This window comes from Micromonospora sp. NPDC048905, assembly GCF_040649655.1.
Taxonomy (GTDB): domain Bacteria; phylum Actinomycetota; class Actinomycetes; order Mycobacteriales; family Micromonosporaceae; genus Micromonospora.
Window position 1 is genome coordinate 895,027 of sequence record NZ_JBEZFV010000001.1, and the last position, 14,393, is coordinate 909,419.

A 14,393-nucleotide genomic window follows, 5' to 3' on the forward strand; every position below is an offset into this window, starting at 1 on the left:
TCGGCGGCGGTCGCTGGTGCTTCTCCGAGGTAGCATCGTGCACCGGAGGGCCGCTGACGTTATGAAGTCTCACGACCTGGTCGACACGACCGAAATGTACCTGCGCACCATCCTCGAACTGGAAGAGGAAGGGGTGCCGCCGCTGCGTGCCCGGATCGCCGAACGGCTGCAACAGAGCGGCCCCACCGTGAGCCAGACCGTCGCCCGAATGGAGCGCGACGGCCTGCTCACCGTCGAGGGCGACCGGCACCTGACACTCACCGTGCAGGGCCGGGGCAGCGCCGTGTCGGTGATGCGCAAGCACCGCCTCGCCGAGTTGTTGCTGGTCAACGTCATCGGGATGCCCTACGAGGAGGCCCACGAAGAGGCCTGCCGCTGGGAGCACGTGATGAGCGACGCGGTGGAGAAGCGGGTGTACGACCTGCTCAACCGGCCGACCCGCTCCCCGTACGGCAACCCGATCCCGGGCCTACAGGAGCTGGGCTCGCCGGCCGAGGAGGCCACCGAGGCCGCCGAGGGCGAGCGCAACCTGGCCTTCCCCGGCCTCTCCGGGCCGGTCGTGGTGCGCCGGATCTGCGAGAGCGTGCAGAAGGACGCCGACGTGCTGCGTCAACTGCACGCCGCCGGTGTCGACCCGGGCGCCACGGTCACCGTGGCGCAGGAACGCGACGGCGTGTCGATCGACAGGTCGGGCGACCGGGTGCGACTCCCCCGCGAGGTCGCCTCCCGGGTGTTCGTCGCCGCCGGTTGACCAACCGGTCACCCGGGCGTCACAGCGCCCGGGTGTCCACCTTCTTGGCCAGCGCGGCCAGGTCAGCGGTCACCTTCTCCGCCGCCGTGCGTTCGCTGCCCCGCGCACCGGTCCAGCTCAACGTGGCCAGCCGCCCGTCGGTGGCCAGCCAGCCCACCTCGGCGACCGGCCCGTGCCCGCTCGCCGCGGCGGTGGTCCGCCGGTACGCCTGCTGACCCAACCCGGTGATCTTCGCCGCCTTGTCCGGCACCACGTCCGCGGCGAAGGTGGCCTTGTCGATCGTGGTCTCGGACACACTGAGCGTCAGCTCCGGCAACGCCGCGCCTCCGGCCCGCACCACACAGGTGTGCGTGTCGCCCTGCTCACTGGCCGCCGCCACGTCGAAGCGCACCTTCAGCAGTTCCTCGATCACCGCGAAGTCCAACAGCCGGCACGCGCCGCCGGAGGACGCCGCCGCCACGTCCACGGCGATCGGCACCGGCGGCGGCAGCACCGCGATCGGCTCGGCCTCGGCGGCGCAGCCGCTCACCAGCAGCCCCGCCAGCCCTCCGACCACGATCCGCCCGCGCACGCTCCACCCTCTCGCCGACCGACGGCGGAAGGCGCCCGCCGGATGTCCGTCGGACACCGTACGGGGTGTAAGTGTCGCGGGGAAGTCCTCGTCTACGCCTGTTCCGAGAGTGGATCGTCCACGTACGGACAGTGCCGGCAGCCGCGCCCGCAGCAGGTGCCGCGCCGGGCCAGGAAGCCGGCGCTGAGCACGAACAGCCCGCTCGTCGGGTCGAGGTAGCCGGCCTCCCCGGCGCTCAGCGCGGCGGCGTGCGTGGCGAGGATCCGGGCCCGGTCGGGGTGCGCGGGCGACAGCCGGGACGGGTGCGGCTCGGTGAACGGCCGATCCGCCAGGGGTCGTCGCTCCTCGGTCACCAGCAGCAGCCCTTCCCGTTCACGAGCAGCAGTCTAGGGCCGCGACTCAACAGTGCCGGGCCACTACCCCGGTCACCCGCTGGGACTGCGTGGCGCGCTCTGGGTGTGCGTGCTGGGCACCTGGGCGGCGTGCCTGTTCGGGGTCTGCTCCCCGCTGCGACGAATGCGGGACACGCCGCCGGTTTCGTCGTAGGGTCCGACGATGCTCGGGGGACCGAAGGCTGTGACGAGCACCGAGGAGACGCGATGCGGAAGATCGTTGTGCACATGAGCGTGTCGTTGGACGGGTTCTTCGAGGGTCCGGGTGGCGACATCGGGTGGCACCAGGTCGACGACGAGCTGCACCAGCACTTCAACGACGTGATCGCGCCGATGGGTGGGTTCCTCAACGGCCGGGTCAGCTACGAGCTGATGGCCGACTTCTGGCCGACCGCCGACCAGGACCCGACCAGCAGCGCCCCGATGCGCGAGTTCGCCGGCATCTGGCGGGACATGCCGAAGATCGTCTACTCCCGCACGCTGGACCACGTCGACGGGAACGCCACTCTGGTCCGGGAGGTGGACCCGGAGCAGGTACGACGGCTCAAGGCCGAGGCCGGCGGCGACCTGGGGCTCGGCGGGGCCGGCCTGGCCGCGACCTTCGCCCGGCACGACCTGATCGACGAGTACCGGATCTACGTCCACCCGGTGCTGGTCGGTCGGGGTCGCCGGCTCTTCCCGGACGCCGACGCCCCGACCAGCCTGCGGCTGGCGGAGAGCCGCGTCTTCGGCAACGGCGTGGTCCTGCTCCGCCACGAGCGGGCTCGCTGACGTCTGTCGCTTGAGTCTCCAGCGGGGGGAGACGTGAGGGTGGGGGCATGAGCGGTGCGGAGCAGTACACGATTGGCGAGCTGGCCCGACGTACCGGCCTGAGCGTCAAGACCATCCGGTACTACGCCGACAGCGGCATCGTGCCACCGACGGACCGGAGCCCGACCGGCTACCGCCTCTTCGACGCCGCGGCGGTTGCCCGGCTGGACCTGGTCCGGACGCTGCGCGACCTGGGCGTGGACCTGGCCACCATCCGGCGGGTGGTGGACCGCGAGGTGGCCCTGCCCGAGGTGGCCGCCGCGCACGCCGAGGCGTTGGCCGTGCAGATCCGGGTGCTGCGGCTACGTCAGGCGGTGCTCACCGTCGCGGCGAGGCGCGGATCGGGCCCGGCCGAGGTGGACGAGCTGCACCGGTTGGCCCGGCTCACCGCCCGCGAACGGGGGCACCTGGTCGCCGACTTCCTGGCCGGCGTCTTCGCCGGCCTCGGCGACCAGCCCGCGTACCCGGGTGTGCTCGTCTCGATGACACCGGAACTTCCCGACGACCCCAGCACCGAGCAGGTCGAGGCGTGGTTGGAGCTGGCCGAGGTGTGTCGGGATCCGGAGTTCCGGGCCCGGATGCGGCGACTGGCGCAGCAACACGCCGCCGACCACGACGTCCCGGGGCTGCCCCGCCCGGACGCCGTCGCGGTGGTCCGGGACGCGGTGGCCCCCGCCCTCGCGGCCGGCCTCGACCCGACCAGCCCGGACGCGGATCCGGTGGTCGCGGCAGCCGTCAGCCGGTACGCGAGCCTGCACGGTCACTCCGACGACGCCGACCTGCGTCAGCGGTTGCTCGACCGGCTGGTGCCGGCCAACGATCCCCGCCGGGACCGCTACCTCGACCTGGTGGCGGTGCTCAACGGCTGGTCGACAGGCGAGGCGACCGCGCCGGCGGTGGACTGGTTCATCCGGGCCCTGCACGCCCGGATACCCGAACCGGTTCGCTGAGCCGGCCGGCCTCGGCCTGGCTGGCTGGGCGGCTGGGAGGCTTCAGCCGAACCAGGTCATCGTCTGGCCGTGACCCCGGGCCCAGGCCAGCGGCTGCCCGTCGAGCGCGAGGACGTTGTGTAGCGCGTCGCTCGGCGGGTCGGGCAACCCGTCGTACGGCAGCACCTCCGGTGCCTCGTTCGCGATCCAGTGCCCCGGCAGCTCGCGGACCAGCCGGACGAACGCGTCCCGGCGCGGCGGCGGCACCTGGTAGAGCACCGACGTGTGGAAGACCACGAGCGTCGCGTCGGCCGGCGCGCGGGCGGCCAGCGCCGGGAGGTCGTCCACCAGATCACCGCGGACCAGCAACGGGGGGTCGGTGACGGCGACCGCCGCCGCGGCACGCAGCCGGGACCGCCGGTGCGCGTGCTCCGGCCAGATCAGGGCGTCCAACCAGGACACGTCGCCGGGGTCGGTCACGTCGAGCGGGTTGAGGTCCAGACCTGCCCGCCACACCACCCGGGGTACGCGGGCCGGCGGCACCAGCCCGCTGGCCGCGCACTCCAGGACCGGCTCGCCGGAGCCGACCTGGTGTTCGCCGTAGCGGTACGCGTACCGGTCGGGGTAGAGGCAGAGCCCGGCGGACGCGCCGACCTCCAGCAGGGCGAGGGGCTGCGGCAGCGCGGCGAGCACCGGCAGCAGGACCGCGCACCTGCCGCTCTCGTTGGTCTGGGTGGCCCGGGTGCGCAGTTCGGTCTCGACGGCGGGCCAGTGCGTCACCGCGTACTCGTGGAACGCGACCGGGTCGTCGACCGGCCCGCCGAGCCAGCGCACGACGCCGAACAGCAGATTCGGCTGTCGTTTGCCCGGCGGGAGCCTGTCGAGCAGGGCGAGCAGGGCGTCGTCGCGGGCGACGGCCTGCGCCAGACGCTCGTACGTGGGCGACACCCCACGCGCCTCTCGGCTGCCGAACTCGGCGTACGCCTCAGCGGTCGTCATGCCCTCATCGTCGCAGCCCATTCCTCGGAAGTTCAGCCCCCATTCCGGTGTGCTGACTCACCGCCCTCGTAGAGTGCTGCGGCGGCCGGCCCGTTGAGCAGCAGCTCAGCGGGGGTGCGGGCAGGGGCAACGGGGAGGAGTGTGTCGTGCGGGGCAACGGTGTCCGGGTACTGATCGTCGGTGGAGGTGTCGCCGGGCTGGCGACGGTGGCCGCGTTGCGGGACTGGGGGGCGACGATCGACGTGGTCGAGCGGGCACCCTGGCCGACCGACTCCGGCACCGGCATCTACCTCACCGGCAACGCGACCCGCATGCTCGCCGTACTCGGTCTGCGGGAGCCGGTCGCCGACGTCGCCGTGGAGATCACTCGGCAGCGCAGCGCCAACCAGCGCGGGGGCCGCCTCTTCGACATCGACGTGACCGCGCTGTGGCAGGGCGTCGGGGCGTGCGTGTCGCTGCCCCGGGCGCACCTGCACCGGGCGATGCTCGCCGGCGTCGGGGACACCCCGATCCGCTGGGGCCGCCACCCGGTCGTGCTGGTCGAGGAGGGCGACCGGGTCGCCGTCGAGTTCGACGACCACAGCATCGAACGGTACGACCTGGTGCTCGGCGCGGACGGGGTGAACTCGACGGTCCGGCGGCTCACCTTCGACGCTCCGGCGGCCCGCGACCTCGGCCAGTACGCGTACCGGTGGATCGCCCCGCGGATCGACGCCGAGCCGGTCTGGTCGGTGCAGTTGGGGCGTGGTCGGCAGTTCCTGACGATCCCGATCAGCGCCGAACAGACGTACTGCTACTACAACGACGGCCCGGTCGCCGACCGACCCGGCTGGCGCGACGAGGTGGCCGCGACGTTCACCGAGCCGGTCGCCACCATGCTCAAGGCCCTCGACCACGACGACAGCACCCTGCACGCCGGGCCGAACCAGGAGGTCGTGCTCGGCGCCTGGTCCCGGGGGCCGGTGCTGCTGATCGGCGACGCCGCCCACGCCACCTCGCCGAACATGGCCCAGGGCGCGGCGATGGCCCTGGAGGACGCCGTCGTGCTCGCCGCGTCGCTGGCCGCCGCCGGGTCCATCGCCGAAGCCCTGCGCGGGTACGAGGCGCGGCGACGCCCGCGTACCGACTGGGTGCTCAGCCAGACCCACCGCCGCGACAAGGCCACCGGGCTTCCGCCCGCGCTCCGCGACCTGGTGATGCGCCGCCTGGGTGAGCAGATGTTCCGCTCGAACTACGGACCGCTGTTCGCCCAGCCCTGAACCGCTGCCGCCGGGTGCTGCTCAGGGCAGCTGGCCCGGCCGGTCGACGATGGCGGTGCGGAGGAGCGCGACGGCCGCGTGCACCGACTCCTTGCCGTCGCGTATCACCGATCCTCGGCGGCCGAGGTAGACGTGGGTGTCCCGGTCGAAGAGGAGGTCGTCGTTACCACCGATCACGCCGGGCATCCGAATCGCCACCCCGTGCCGACCGGCGGCGTCCACCACGTCGCCCGAGATGACGACCGCCCCCGGCTCCCGCGCCAACAACTCGAACAGCGCCGCCAGCGCTCGGGGCGGCACGTAGCCGTTGAGCATCGACCGCGCGGTGGTGTACGGCATGCTCTCGTCCCCGTAGACGGCCTCCTCGTCGGCTCCTTCGGGGAGATGCAGGTCGACCGGGTGTTCGCGGAGGTATCGAAGCAACTCGTCCGGGTCGGTGGGCAGGTCGCCGTGGTACGCGGGCGCCTGGAAGGCGTCGAGTTCCTTCTCGGGATCACCGGGATCATTGAGGCGGAGCTCCGTCAGCGTGCTCCACCCGTTCGGATCGGTCTCCGGTCGATAGCGTCCCTGCGAGTACGCGACTCCGCCGGCCGACTGCCACAGCTGGTTCCGGATGGTCCGGTACGGGCCGCTGGCCGGCATGTCCCTGACCCTCGCGAGGGATTCCGTGAAGACGTACTGATCGGGTCGGGCGGTCAGCTCGGGCTGCTGCCGGGCGGCGTCGGCCGCCATCCGGAAGATCTCCGACGCGGTTGCCGTGGGCGGCGGCTTGTCGCCCACCCCCATGGCCTGGACCGCCAGCGCACCGGCGGTCAGGACGACGGCCAGCCCGAACGCTCCGGCCAGGCGCCAACCGCGCGGGAACCGGGTACGGAAGCCGGCGGCACGGGTCGCCGAAGCCACCTCGGCCCGCCGGGCGACGTGGGCGCTCAGATCTCTGAGGAGCTGTTCCTCGAAACCCTCGGTCGACTGTTCGATCTTGTTCATGGCGTCAGCTCCGTCTGCTCAGGCGAGGGTGGTGGCCGGGCGGGCGAGCACGGCCTGGACGACGCGACGGGCACGGTGCAGGCGGACCCGGGCAGCGACCGGGGACATCCCGACCACGGTCGCCGCCTCCGCGACACTGAGGCCGTCCACGGCGACGAGTTCGACAAGCGTTCGGGTGCCCTCGGGCAGCTCGCTCAGCGCCCGACAGGTGTGGCGGGCCGCCGACTCGGCGTCGATCCGCTCCTCGATGCGGGCGATGTCATCGGGGCCGAGGTCCCGTCGTCCGGCCAGTCGGCCGGTCACCCGCAGCCGTTGGGCCGCCCGACGCCGTTCGTCGCCGATGACGTTGCGGGCCACCCCGTACAGCCAACCGACCTGGCTCCCCCGGTCCGGCCGGTAGCCGTCCGCGGACTCGATCACCGCCAGGAACACGTCGGCGGTCAGGTCGGCGGCGAGGTGCGGGTCGTCGACCCGCCGCGCCACGAACCGGCCCACCGCCTCCAGGTGCCGCCGGTAGAAGACCTCGAAGGCCACCGGATCGGCCCCGATGCCGGAGATGTCACCTCCCGCTTCGCTGGGCTCACGCACAGGCTGTCCCCTCTCGTCACTCACACCTCTTCTTCGTAAGCCGGACCGCTGGTGTTACCAAACCCCCCGCCCGAGGCGGCACGGGCCGGTCAGCTGGGCAGTCGCCCCGTTGATGCGGCATGATCGAAGCACCGGCGACTGGCGGCACGGGGATGGTGAAACCATCGGGGAGCCTCTCGCGGGCGTCGACCGCCTGGGCGCCTGCGTGGAGAATCCGTCATGACCACGACCAGTGGATCCGCGCAGCACCACACCCCGTCTGGCACGGCTCGGCTCCTGCCGGGCGCACCCGTCGCCGAAGCCGTCCTGGCCGAGACCGCCGCCGCTGCCGCAGCACTCCGCAGCCGCGGGATCACACCGAGCCTCGCCACCATCCTCGTCGGCGACGACGACGCCAGCGCCGGCTACATCGCCATCAAGCAGCGCCAGGCCGCCGCGCTCGGGTTCGCCTCCCCGCACGTGCATCTGCCCGCCACCGCCACCCAGGCCGAACTGCACCAGGCCATTGCCCGCTTCAACAGCGATCCCGCCGTGCACGGACTGCTCGTGCAGTACCCCGTGCCGGGGCATCTGGACTACGACGCGGCGCTGCTGACGATCGACCCGGACAAGGACGTCGACGGCATGCACCCGCTGAACATGGGGCGTCTCGCCGTCGGCCTGCCCGGCCCGCTGCCGTGCACCCCCGCCGGCATCGAAGCCCTCCTGGCGTACCACGAGATCCCCGTCGCCGGTCGTGAGGTCGTCATCCTCGGTCGCGGCGCCACCCTTGGCCGCCCCCTGGCGATGCTGCTCGCCCAGAAGCGTCCGACCGCCAACGCCGCCGTCACCGTCGTCCACACCGGCGTGCCCGACTGGGACCGCTACACCCGCCGCGCCGACATCCTCGTCGCCGCCGCGGGCGTACCCCGGATCGTTCGGCCCGAGCACGTCAAGCCCGGCGCCGTCGTCATCGGCGCCGGCGTCCGCTACGAAGGACGGCGCCTCCTACCGGACGTGGACGAAGCGTGCGCCGAGGTCGCCGGCGCCATCACGCCCCGGGTGGGCGGCGTCGGTCCGACCACCGTCGCGATGCTGTTCCGCAACGCGGTACGCGCGGCCGAGCGCGCGAGCGAGTAGCCCGGCAGGTGCGTCGGGGGAATTGCGGACAACCGCACCGCCACGGGCGCGAGTTTGCTATCCAGCGGCGCTCAGCAAGCAATACGGGAATGAGCTTGGATTCGGCCCGAGCCAGGCAACGTGTTGTTGATCACGAGCACACCGCCGCCGATCGGGCTTGTGGCTCGGCTCATAGTCATCCGCGCCTTGCTACCCAAAAGTAGCGGCATATATTTCCGCTGTCCTCGGTCGAGATGGGGCGCTCCGGTGATGCACGACGGCGTGGTCGACGACGAACTCCAGATCCGATCATTTGAATACATGCGGGCAGGAACATCATCTTGAACAGCATTCCGTCGCTTCTTCTCGTGCACGGTGCCTGGCACGGGCCCTGGGTCTGGCAGTCGCTCATCGAGCAGTTTCCGGATATCGACATCCACACCGTCGCGCTACCCAGTAGCGGCAACGACCCCGCTGCCCTCGGTGACCTCTACGACGACGCTGCCGTGGTCAAAGCCGCCGTCGCCGCCATCGACGGACCGGTCGTGGTCGTCGCCCACTCCTACGGTGGCGCACCAGTCACGGAGGCGCTCGCTGCCGCGGACAACGTACGCCGAATCGTTTATCTCGCCGCTTTCCAGCCGGATGTCGGCGATTCGCTCTTCTCCACCGCCGGCGGCGTTGCTCCGCCGTGGTGGGAGGTTCACGAGCGGACGGACCTGAAGGGCAGGGGTCACATCGAACCGTCGCAGCCCCGAGAGGTCTTCTACAGCGACGTCGATCCGGAAATCGCGGAACAGGCCGTTGCACGACTCGGGCTTCAGTCCTGGGCCTCGACGCAGCAGCCGCTGACCGAGGCCGCGTGGCGCACCATTCCCAGCACCTACCTCATTTGTGCGGCCGACAACGCTCTTCCGCCCTTCGCGCAGGAGCTCATGGCCAAGCGGGCCGAGCGGGTGTTGCGCATGAACTCCTCGCACTCGCCGTTCCTTTCTCAGCCCGCCGAGCTGGCCGCGCTGATCCGGGCGGAACTTTCCGCCTGAGGCAGACGGCGCGGGTAGCGGCCGTCGACCGGCCGGACATGCGACCGGGCGACGGACCGCCACCCCGTAGGCAGGGGCGGCCGCTATGCTGCGCGGTGGCACAAACGTTGCGAGGTGCCCCGCGCGAGTGGGGAGAATCGGGAAGCCGGTGTGAGTCCGGCACGGGCCCGCCGCGGTGACCGGGGAGCTGCCACCCACGCGTACCAGACGCAGCCACTGGCCCTGAGGGGCTGGGAAGGCGGGTGACCAGCGGAGATCCGGGAGTCCGAAGACCGGCCTCGCGTCATCGCCCCGTCAGGGGCGCGAGCGCAGCGGGAGCCTGCCTTGAACAACGGACTCTACGAGACCATCCACCGCCGTCGGGACGTACGTGCCCAGTTCACCGGGGCGCCGATCCCCGCGGAGACGTTGGATCGGATCCTCACAGCGGCGCACGCCGCGCCGAGCGTCGGTCTCTCCCAGCCCTGGGACTTCATCCTGGTCCGCGATCCTGAGCTGCGGCAGGAGTTCCACCGACACGTGGAGCGGGAGCGGGACACCTTCGCGGCCACTCTCGACGGTCCGGCGGCGGAACGCTTCGCCCGGATAAAGATCGACGGTGTACGAGAGTCGACGTTGTCGGTCGTGGTCACGTACGACCCGGAGCGGGGTGGGCCGGCCGTACTCGGCCGTCACGCGATCGCCGACGCCGGCCTCTACTCGGTCTGTCTGGCGATCCAGAACCTGTGGCTGGCCGCAACCGCCGAGCAGCTCGGGGTCGGCTGGGTCTCGTTCTACCGGGAGCCGTTCCTGCGCGACCTGCTCGGCATCCCGGCCACCGTCCGCCCGGTGGCGTGGCTCTGCCTCGGCCCGGTCACCCATCTGGAGGAGACGCCGGACCTGGAGCGGCACGGCTGGCGTCAGCGACGTCCGCTGTCGTCGGTGATCCACCAGGATCGCTGGTCCGAGTGACCCGCACACAAACGAGCCCCGGGCGCGCGAACGCCCGGGGCTCGTCGCTGACGTGTCAGCTACAGCCGCTGGTGGAGCCGCAGCCCTCGCAGACGTAGCAGCTACCGGCGGGGCGCATCTTCGTACCGCAGGTGAAGCAGAGCGGCGCGTCGGCGGCCTTGCCGATCACGGCCTCCAGCAGTTCGGTGCTGGAACCCACGCTCGGAGCCGGCTTGGCGGCGGCCACGTCGGCCATCTCCTGGGCCGGCTGGGCGACGGCCTCCGACTTGGCCGGGGCCTCCACCGGAGCCGAGGACGCCATCGCGGTGAGCTCCGCGCCGGTGACGGCGGCGGCCTCCGCGTCGGCCTCGGCCCGCAACTGGGCGGCCCGCTCCGAGGCGGTGAAGATGCCCAGCTCGGCGCGGCGCTCGTAGGGCAGGAAGTCCAGCGCCAGGCGACGGAAGATGTAGTCCATCACCGAGGCGGCCATCCGCACGTCCGGGTCGTCGGTCATGCCGGCCGGCTCGAAGCGCATGTTGGTGAACTTGCTGACGAACGTCTCCAGCGGCACGCCGTACTGCAGGCCGATGCTGATGGCCACCGAGAAGGCGTCCATCACGCCGGCCAGGGTCGAGCCCTGCTTGGACATCTTCAGGAAGACCTCGCCGAGGCCGTCGTCCGGGTAGGACGACGCGGTGAGGTAGCCCTCGGCGCCACCGACGGAGAAGCTGACCGTCTCGGACGGGCGCTTCTTCGGCAGGCGCTTACGCACCGGCCGGTACTCGATGACCTTCTCCACGGCGGCCGGCGCGGCCTCGACGGCGGCCGGCTCGGTGGCCTTGTTGGACTTGGCCACCGAGAGCGGCTGACCGACCTTGCAGTTGTCCCGGTAGATCGCCAGCGCCTTGAGGCCGAGCTTCCAGCCCTCGAAGTAGATCTTCTCGACGTCCTCGACGGTGGCCGCCTCCGGCATGTTGACCGTCTTGGAGATGGCGCCGGAGACGAACGGCTGGATGGCCGCCATCATCCGCACGTGACCCATCGGGGCGATCGTCCGCTCGCCCATGGCGCAGTCGAAGACCGGGTAGTGCTCCGGCTTGAGGCCCGGGGCGTCCACCACGTGGCCGTGGTCGGCGATGTGCTCGACGATCGCCTCGACCTGCTCCTCGGGGTAACCGAGGCTGCGCAGGGCGCGCGGCACCGTCTGGTTGACGATCTGCATCGAGCCGCCGCCGACCAGCTTCTTGAACTTGACAAGCGCCAGGTCCGGCTCCACGCCGGTCGTGTCGCAGTCCATCATGAAGCCGATCGTGCCCGTCGGGGCGAGGACGCTGGCCTGGGCGTTGCGCCAGCCGAACTTGTCGCCGATCTTGTTGCCCTGGGTCCACTGTTTGGTCGCCTCGCGGACGATCGCGGTGGCCACCGGGCTGGTCGGCTTGATCTCGTCGTTGGCGGCGGCGTGCTTGCGCATGACCCGCTTGTGCGGCTCGGCGTTGCGGGCGTAGCCGTCGTACGGGCCGACGACGCCGGCCAGCTCGGCGGAGCGGCGGTACGCGGTGCCGGTCATCAGGGACGTGATCGACGCGGCGACCGAGCGGCCCTGCTCCGAGTCGTACGGCAGGCCGGTGGCCATCAGCAGGGCGCCGAGGTTGGCGTAGCCGATGCCGAGCTGCCGGTAGGCGCGGGAGGTCTCACCGATCTTCTCGGTCGGGAAGTCCGCGAAGCAGATCGAGATGTCCATCGCGGTGATGACGAACTCGACGGACTTGACGAACTTCTCCACCTCGAAGCCACCGTCGGCGCGGAGGAACTTCATCAGGTTGAGCGAGGCCAGGTTGCACGAGGAGTTGTCCAGGTGCAGGTATTCCGAGCACGGGTTCGACGCGGTGATCCGCCCGGTCTCCGGGCAGGTGTGCCAGTCGTTGATCGTGTCGTCGTACTGCAGGCCCGGGTCGGCGCACTCCCAGGCGGCCTGGGAGATGGTGCGGAACAGCTTCTTGGCGTCGACGGTGTCGATCACCGAGCCGTCCAGCCGGCCACGCAGGTCGAAGCCCTTCTCGTTCTCGACCGCCGACATGAACTCGTCGGAGACCCGGACCGAGTTGTTGGCGTTCTGGTACTGCACGCTGACGATGTCGGAGCCGCCGAGGTCCATGTCGAACCCGGCGTCGCGCAGGGCGCGGATCTTGTGCTCCTCGCGCGCCTTCGTGACCACGAACTCCTCGATGTCCGGGTGGTCCACGTCGATGATGACCATCTTGGCCGCGCGGCGGGTCGCACCGCCGGACTTGATGGTGCCGGCGGAGGCGTCCGCGCCGCGCATGAAGCTGACCGGGCCGGAGGCGGTGCCGCCGGAGGAGAGCAGCTCACGCGACGAGCGGATCCGCGACAGGTTGACCCCGGAGCCGGAGCCGCCCTTGAAGATCAGCCCCTCCTCCTTGTACCAGTCGAGGATCGAGTCCATCGAGTCGTCGACGGCCAGGATGAAGCAGGCGCTGACCTGCTGCGGCGACGGCGTGCCGACGTTGAACCAGACCGGCGAGTTGAAGCTGAACACCTGGTGCAGCAGCATCCAGGTCAGCTCGTGGTCGAAGATCTCGGCGTCCGCCGGGCTGGCGAAGTAGCCGTACTCCTCACCGGCGGTGCGGTAGGTGGTGACCACCCGGTCGATCAGCTGCTTGAGCGACCACTCCCGCTCCGGGGTCCCCACCGCGCCCCGGAAGTACTTGGTGGTCACGATGTTCGCCGCGTTGACGCTCCACGACTGCGGGAACTCGACCCCCCGCTGCTCGAAGTTGATCGAGCCGTCCCGCCAGTTCGTCATCACGACGTCGCGGCGCTCCCACGCCACGTCGTCGTACGGGTGGACCCCCTCGGTCGTCCACACCCGTTCGATCTTCAGCCCCGCGCCTGCCTTGCTCCGTGAACGGCTAGTTGTCACGCCGTCGCCCCCCTCGTCTGCGCGGTCACCCACCGCGCGTCCTGATCTCTCGAAAAACAGTGAAGTCAGTTGGTACGGCCGGCGGCCTCGACCGCGTCGGCCCGGCCCTGCTCCCGGGCTCGCGCCACGGCCCGCAACGTGTCGATCTCGCGCTCGAAGTCGGCGAGCGAGTCGAACGAGCGGTAGACGCTGGCGAACCGCAGGTAGGCGATCTCGTCCAGGTCGCGCAGCGGACCCAGGATCGCCAGGCCCACCTCGTGACTGGGGATCTCGGCGGCCCCCTTGGCCCGGACGGTCTCCTCCACCCGCTGCGCGAGCAGCGCGAGGGAGTCGTCGTCCACCGGCCGGCCCTGGCACGCCTTGCGCACCCCGCCGATGATCTTCGTCCGGCTGAACGGCTCGGTCACCCCGCTGCGCTTGACGACCGCGAGGACCGCCTCCTCGACCGTGGTGAACCGCTTGCCGCACTCCGGGCAGGACCGCCGCCGTCGAATGAGCTGGCCGTCGTCGGCCTCCCGCGAGTCGACCACCCGGGAGTCAGCGTGCCGGCAGTACGGACACCGCATCGCCCACCTCCTTGAAAATGATCAACTGCGACCTGTGCGGAGCACCCCCCGGGCACGGCTCACCGCGACGGTGCCGTCCTCGGACGACGCCCGCCGTGATCGACGTTACGGGAGTGCGGTCGGTAGTCGGACCCAACCTGTGGGCAACTTACGCCCGTGTCACTACTACATCTAGGGGTCGACCGTATGTCGCCGGGGAAGCCGGGTCAAGTTCGCCGGCGTGTCCGGCGCGTCACGGACCATCTGGTCATCCACGACCGCCAGCACGTCCGAAAACCCCAACGTCGAGACCTCTCCCGGGTTACCGACCGGGCGGCCGGATCGGTCCGGAAAACGGCCGAGGATCGAACACCAGTGCTACTCGACGTACCATTTATCAGAACATCCGTACGACGGGAGCGGTTTTTCACCCCGACACGCCGGTGAGAGGTCGTACAGATGTTTGAAAATGACCGATCTCACCTATACGGTCATGAACAACGTGGCACCACCGCACGCACCACGAGCCGACGAGGCACCCAGCGCCGAC

14 protein-coding genes and 1 riboswitch are annotated in these 14,393 nt (G+C 70.9%); of the genes, 7 read left to right on the forward strand and 7 right to left on the reverse strand.

Features of this window, described 5'->3' with window-relative positions; all coding sequences use genetic code 11:
- Nucleotides 1-61 precede the first annotated feature (61 nt).
- Entirely contained in the window at nucleotides 62-751 is a 690-nt protein-coding gene (locus AB0C01_RS04255) for a metal-dependent transcriptional regulator (RefSeq protein ID WP_357570187.1), read from the forward strand.
- A 19-nt stretch (nucleotides 752-770) separates the two neighbouring features.
- Here AB0C01_RS04255 and AB0C01_RS04260 read toward each other — a convergent pair whose 3' ends face one another.
- Nucleotides 771-1,322 (reverse strand): hypothetical protein, encoded by a 552-nt coding sequence (locus AB0C01_RS04260; RefSeq protein ID WP_357247556.1) that lies wholly within the window; start codon nucleotides 1,320-1,322, stop codon nucleotides 771-773.
- 92 nt (nucleotides 1,323-1,414) lie between these two features.
- Complete coding sequence (locus AB0C01_RS04265) at nucleotides 1,415-1,675, reverse strand: DUF5522 domain-containing protein (RefSeq protein ID WP_357570188.1); 261 nt, start codon at nucleotides 1,673-1,675, stop codon at nucleotides 1,415-1,417.
- A 246-nt stretch (nucleotides 1,676-1,921) separates the two neighbouring features.
- Between AB0C01_RS04265 and AB0C01_RS04270 the strand changes: the two genes are divergently transcribed.
- Both AB0C01_RS04270 and AB0C01_RS04275 read left to right on the forward strand, forming a co-directional pair.
- Nucleotides 1,922-2,485 (forward strand): dihydrofolate reductase family protein, encoded by a 564-nt coding sequence (locus AB0C01_RS04270; RefSeq protein WP_357570189.1) that lies wholly within the window; start codon nucleotides 1,922-1,924, stop codon nucleotides 2,483-2,485.
- A gap of 47 nt (nucleotides 2,486-2,532) precedes the next feature.
- The gene (locus AB0C01_RS04275) at nucleotides 2,533-3,474 is read left to right on the forward strand and encodes a MerR family transcriptional regulator (protein ID WP_357570190.1); all 942 of its coding nucleotides are present in this window, start codon (nucleotides 2,533-2,535) and stop codon (nucleotides 3,472-3,474) included.
- 42 nt (nucleotides 3,475-3,516) lie between these two features.
- On the opposite strand, the gene AB0C01_RS04280 is transcribed toward AB0C01_RS04275, so the two are convergent.
- A complete protein-coding gene (locus tag AB0C01_RS04280; protein WP_357570191.1) occupies nucleotides 3,517-4,452 on the reverse strand; it encodes a DUF2332 domain-containing protein in 936 nt (311 codons plus the stop codon).
- 146 nt (nucleotides 4,453-4,598) lie between these two features.
- Between AB0C01_RS04280 and AB0C01_RS04285 the strand changes: the two genes are divergently transcribed.
- Nucleotides 4,599-5,711, forward strand: a complete 1,113-nt coding sequence (locus tag AB0C01_RS04285) for an FAD-dependent monooxygenase (RefSeq protein ID WP_357570192.1) — start codon at nucleotides 4,599-4,601, stop codon at nucleotides 5,709-5,711.
- 21 nt (nucleotides 5,712-5,732) lie between these two features.
- On the opposite strand, the gene AB0C01_RS04290 is transcribed toward AB0C01_RS04285, so the two are convergent.
- Both AB0C01_RS04290 and AB0C01_RS04295 read right to left on the reverse strand, forming a co-directional pair.
- On the reverse strand, nucleotides 5,733-6,698 hold the full coding sequence (locus AB0C01_RS04290) for a CU044_5270 family protein (protein ID WP_357247540.1): 966 nt from the start codon (nucleotides 6,696-6,698) through the stop codon (nucleotides 5,733-5,735).
- Between the two features lie 18 nt (nucleotides 6,699-6,716).
- On the reverse strand, nucleotides 6,717-7,286 hold the full coding sequence (locus AB0C01_RS04295) for a sigma-70 family RNA polymerase sigma factor (RefSeq protein ID WP_357570193.1): 570 nt from the start codon (nucleotides 7,284-7,286) through the stop codon (nucleotides 6,717-6,719).
- Between the two features lie 219 nt (nucleotides 7,287-7,505).
- On the opposite strand from AB0C01_RS04295, the gene AB0C01_RS04300 reads away from it, so the two are divergent.
- From AB0C01_RS04300 to bluB, 3 genes are all read left to right on the forward strand, one after another.
- Nucleotides 7,506-8,405, forward strand: coding sequence for a bifunctional 5,10-methylenetetrahydrofolate dehydrogenase/5,10-methenyltetrahydrofolate cyclohydrolase (locus AB0C01_RS04300; protein WP_357247535.1), 900 nt, complete (start codon nucleotides 7,506-7,508; stop codon nucleotides 8,403-8,405).
- 320 nt (nucleotides 8,406-8,725) lie between these two features.
- Nucleotides 8,726-9,427 carry an alpha/beta hydrolase gene (locus AB0C01_RS04305; RefSeq protein WP_357247532.1) on the forward strand — a complete coding sequence of 234 codons (702 nt, stop codon included), beginning with the start codon at nucleotides 8,726-8,728 and terminating at the stop codon, nucleotides 9,425-9,427.
- Between the two features lie 95 nt (nucleotides 9,428-9,522).
- A riboswitch (cobalamin riboswitch) is annotated at nucleotides 9,523-9,723 on the forward strand.
- Nucleotides 9,724-9,751: 28 nt separating this feature from the next.
- Complete coding sequence (gene bluB / locus AB0C01_RS04310) at nucleotides 9,752-10,378, forward strand: 5,6-dimethylbenzimidazole synthase (RefSeq protein ID WP_357570194.1); 627 nt, start codon at nucleotides 9,752-9,754, stop codon at nucleotides 10,376-10,378.
- Between the two features lie 55 nt (nucleotides 10,379-10,433).
- Here the strand turns inward: bluB and AB0C01_RS04315 are convergent, their stop codons facing one another.
- Together AB0C01_RS04315 and nrdR are read right to left on the reverse strand one after the other, a co-directional pair.
- Nucleotides 10,434-13,331 carry a vitamin B12-dependent ribonucleotide reductase gene (locus tag AB0C01_RS04315; RefSeq protein ID WP_357247526.1) on the reverse strand — a complete coding sequence of 966 codons (2,898 nt, stop codon included), beginning with the start codon at nucleotides 13,329-13,331 and terminating at the stop codon, nucleotides 10,434-10,436.
- Nucleotides 13,332-13,363: 32 nt separating this feature from the next.
- Nucleotides 13,364-13,864, reverse strand: coding sequence for a transcriptional regulator NrdR (gene nrdR / locus AB0C01_RS04320; RefSeq protein WP_357247523.1), 501 nt, complete (start codon nucleotides 13,862-13,864; stop codon nucleotides 13,364-13,366).
- Between the last annotated feature and the right edge of the window lie 529 nt (nucleotides 13,865-14,393).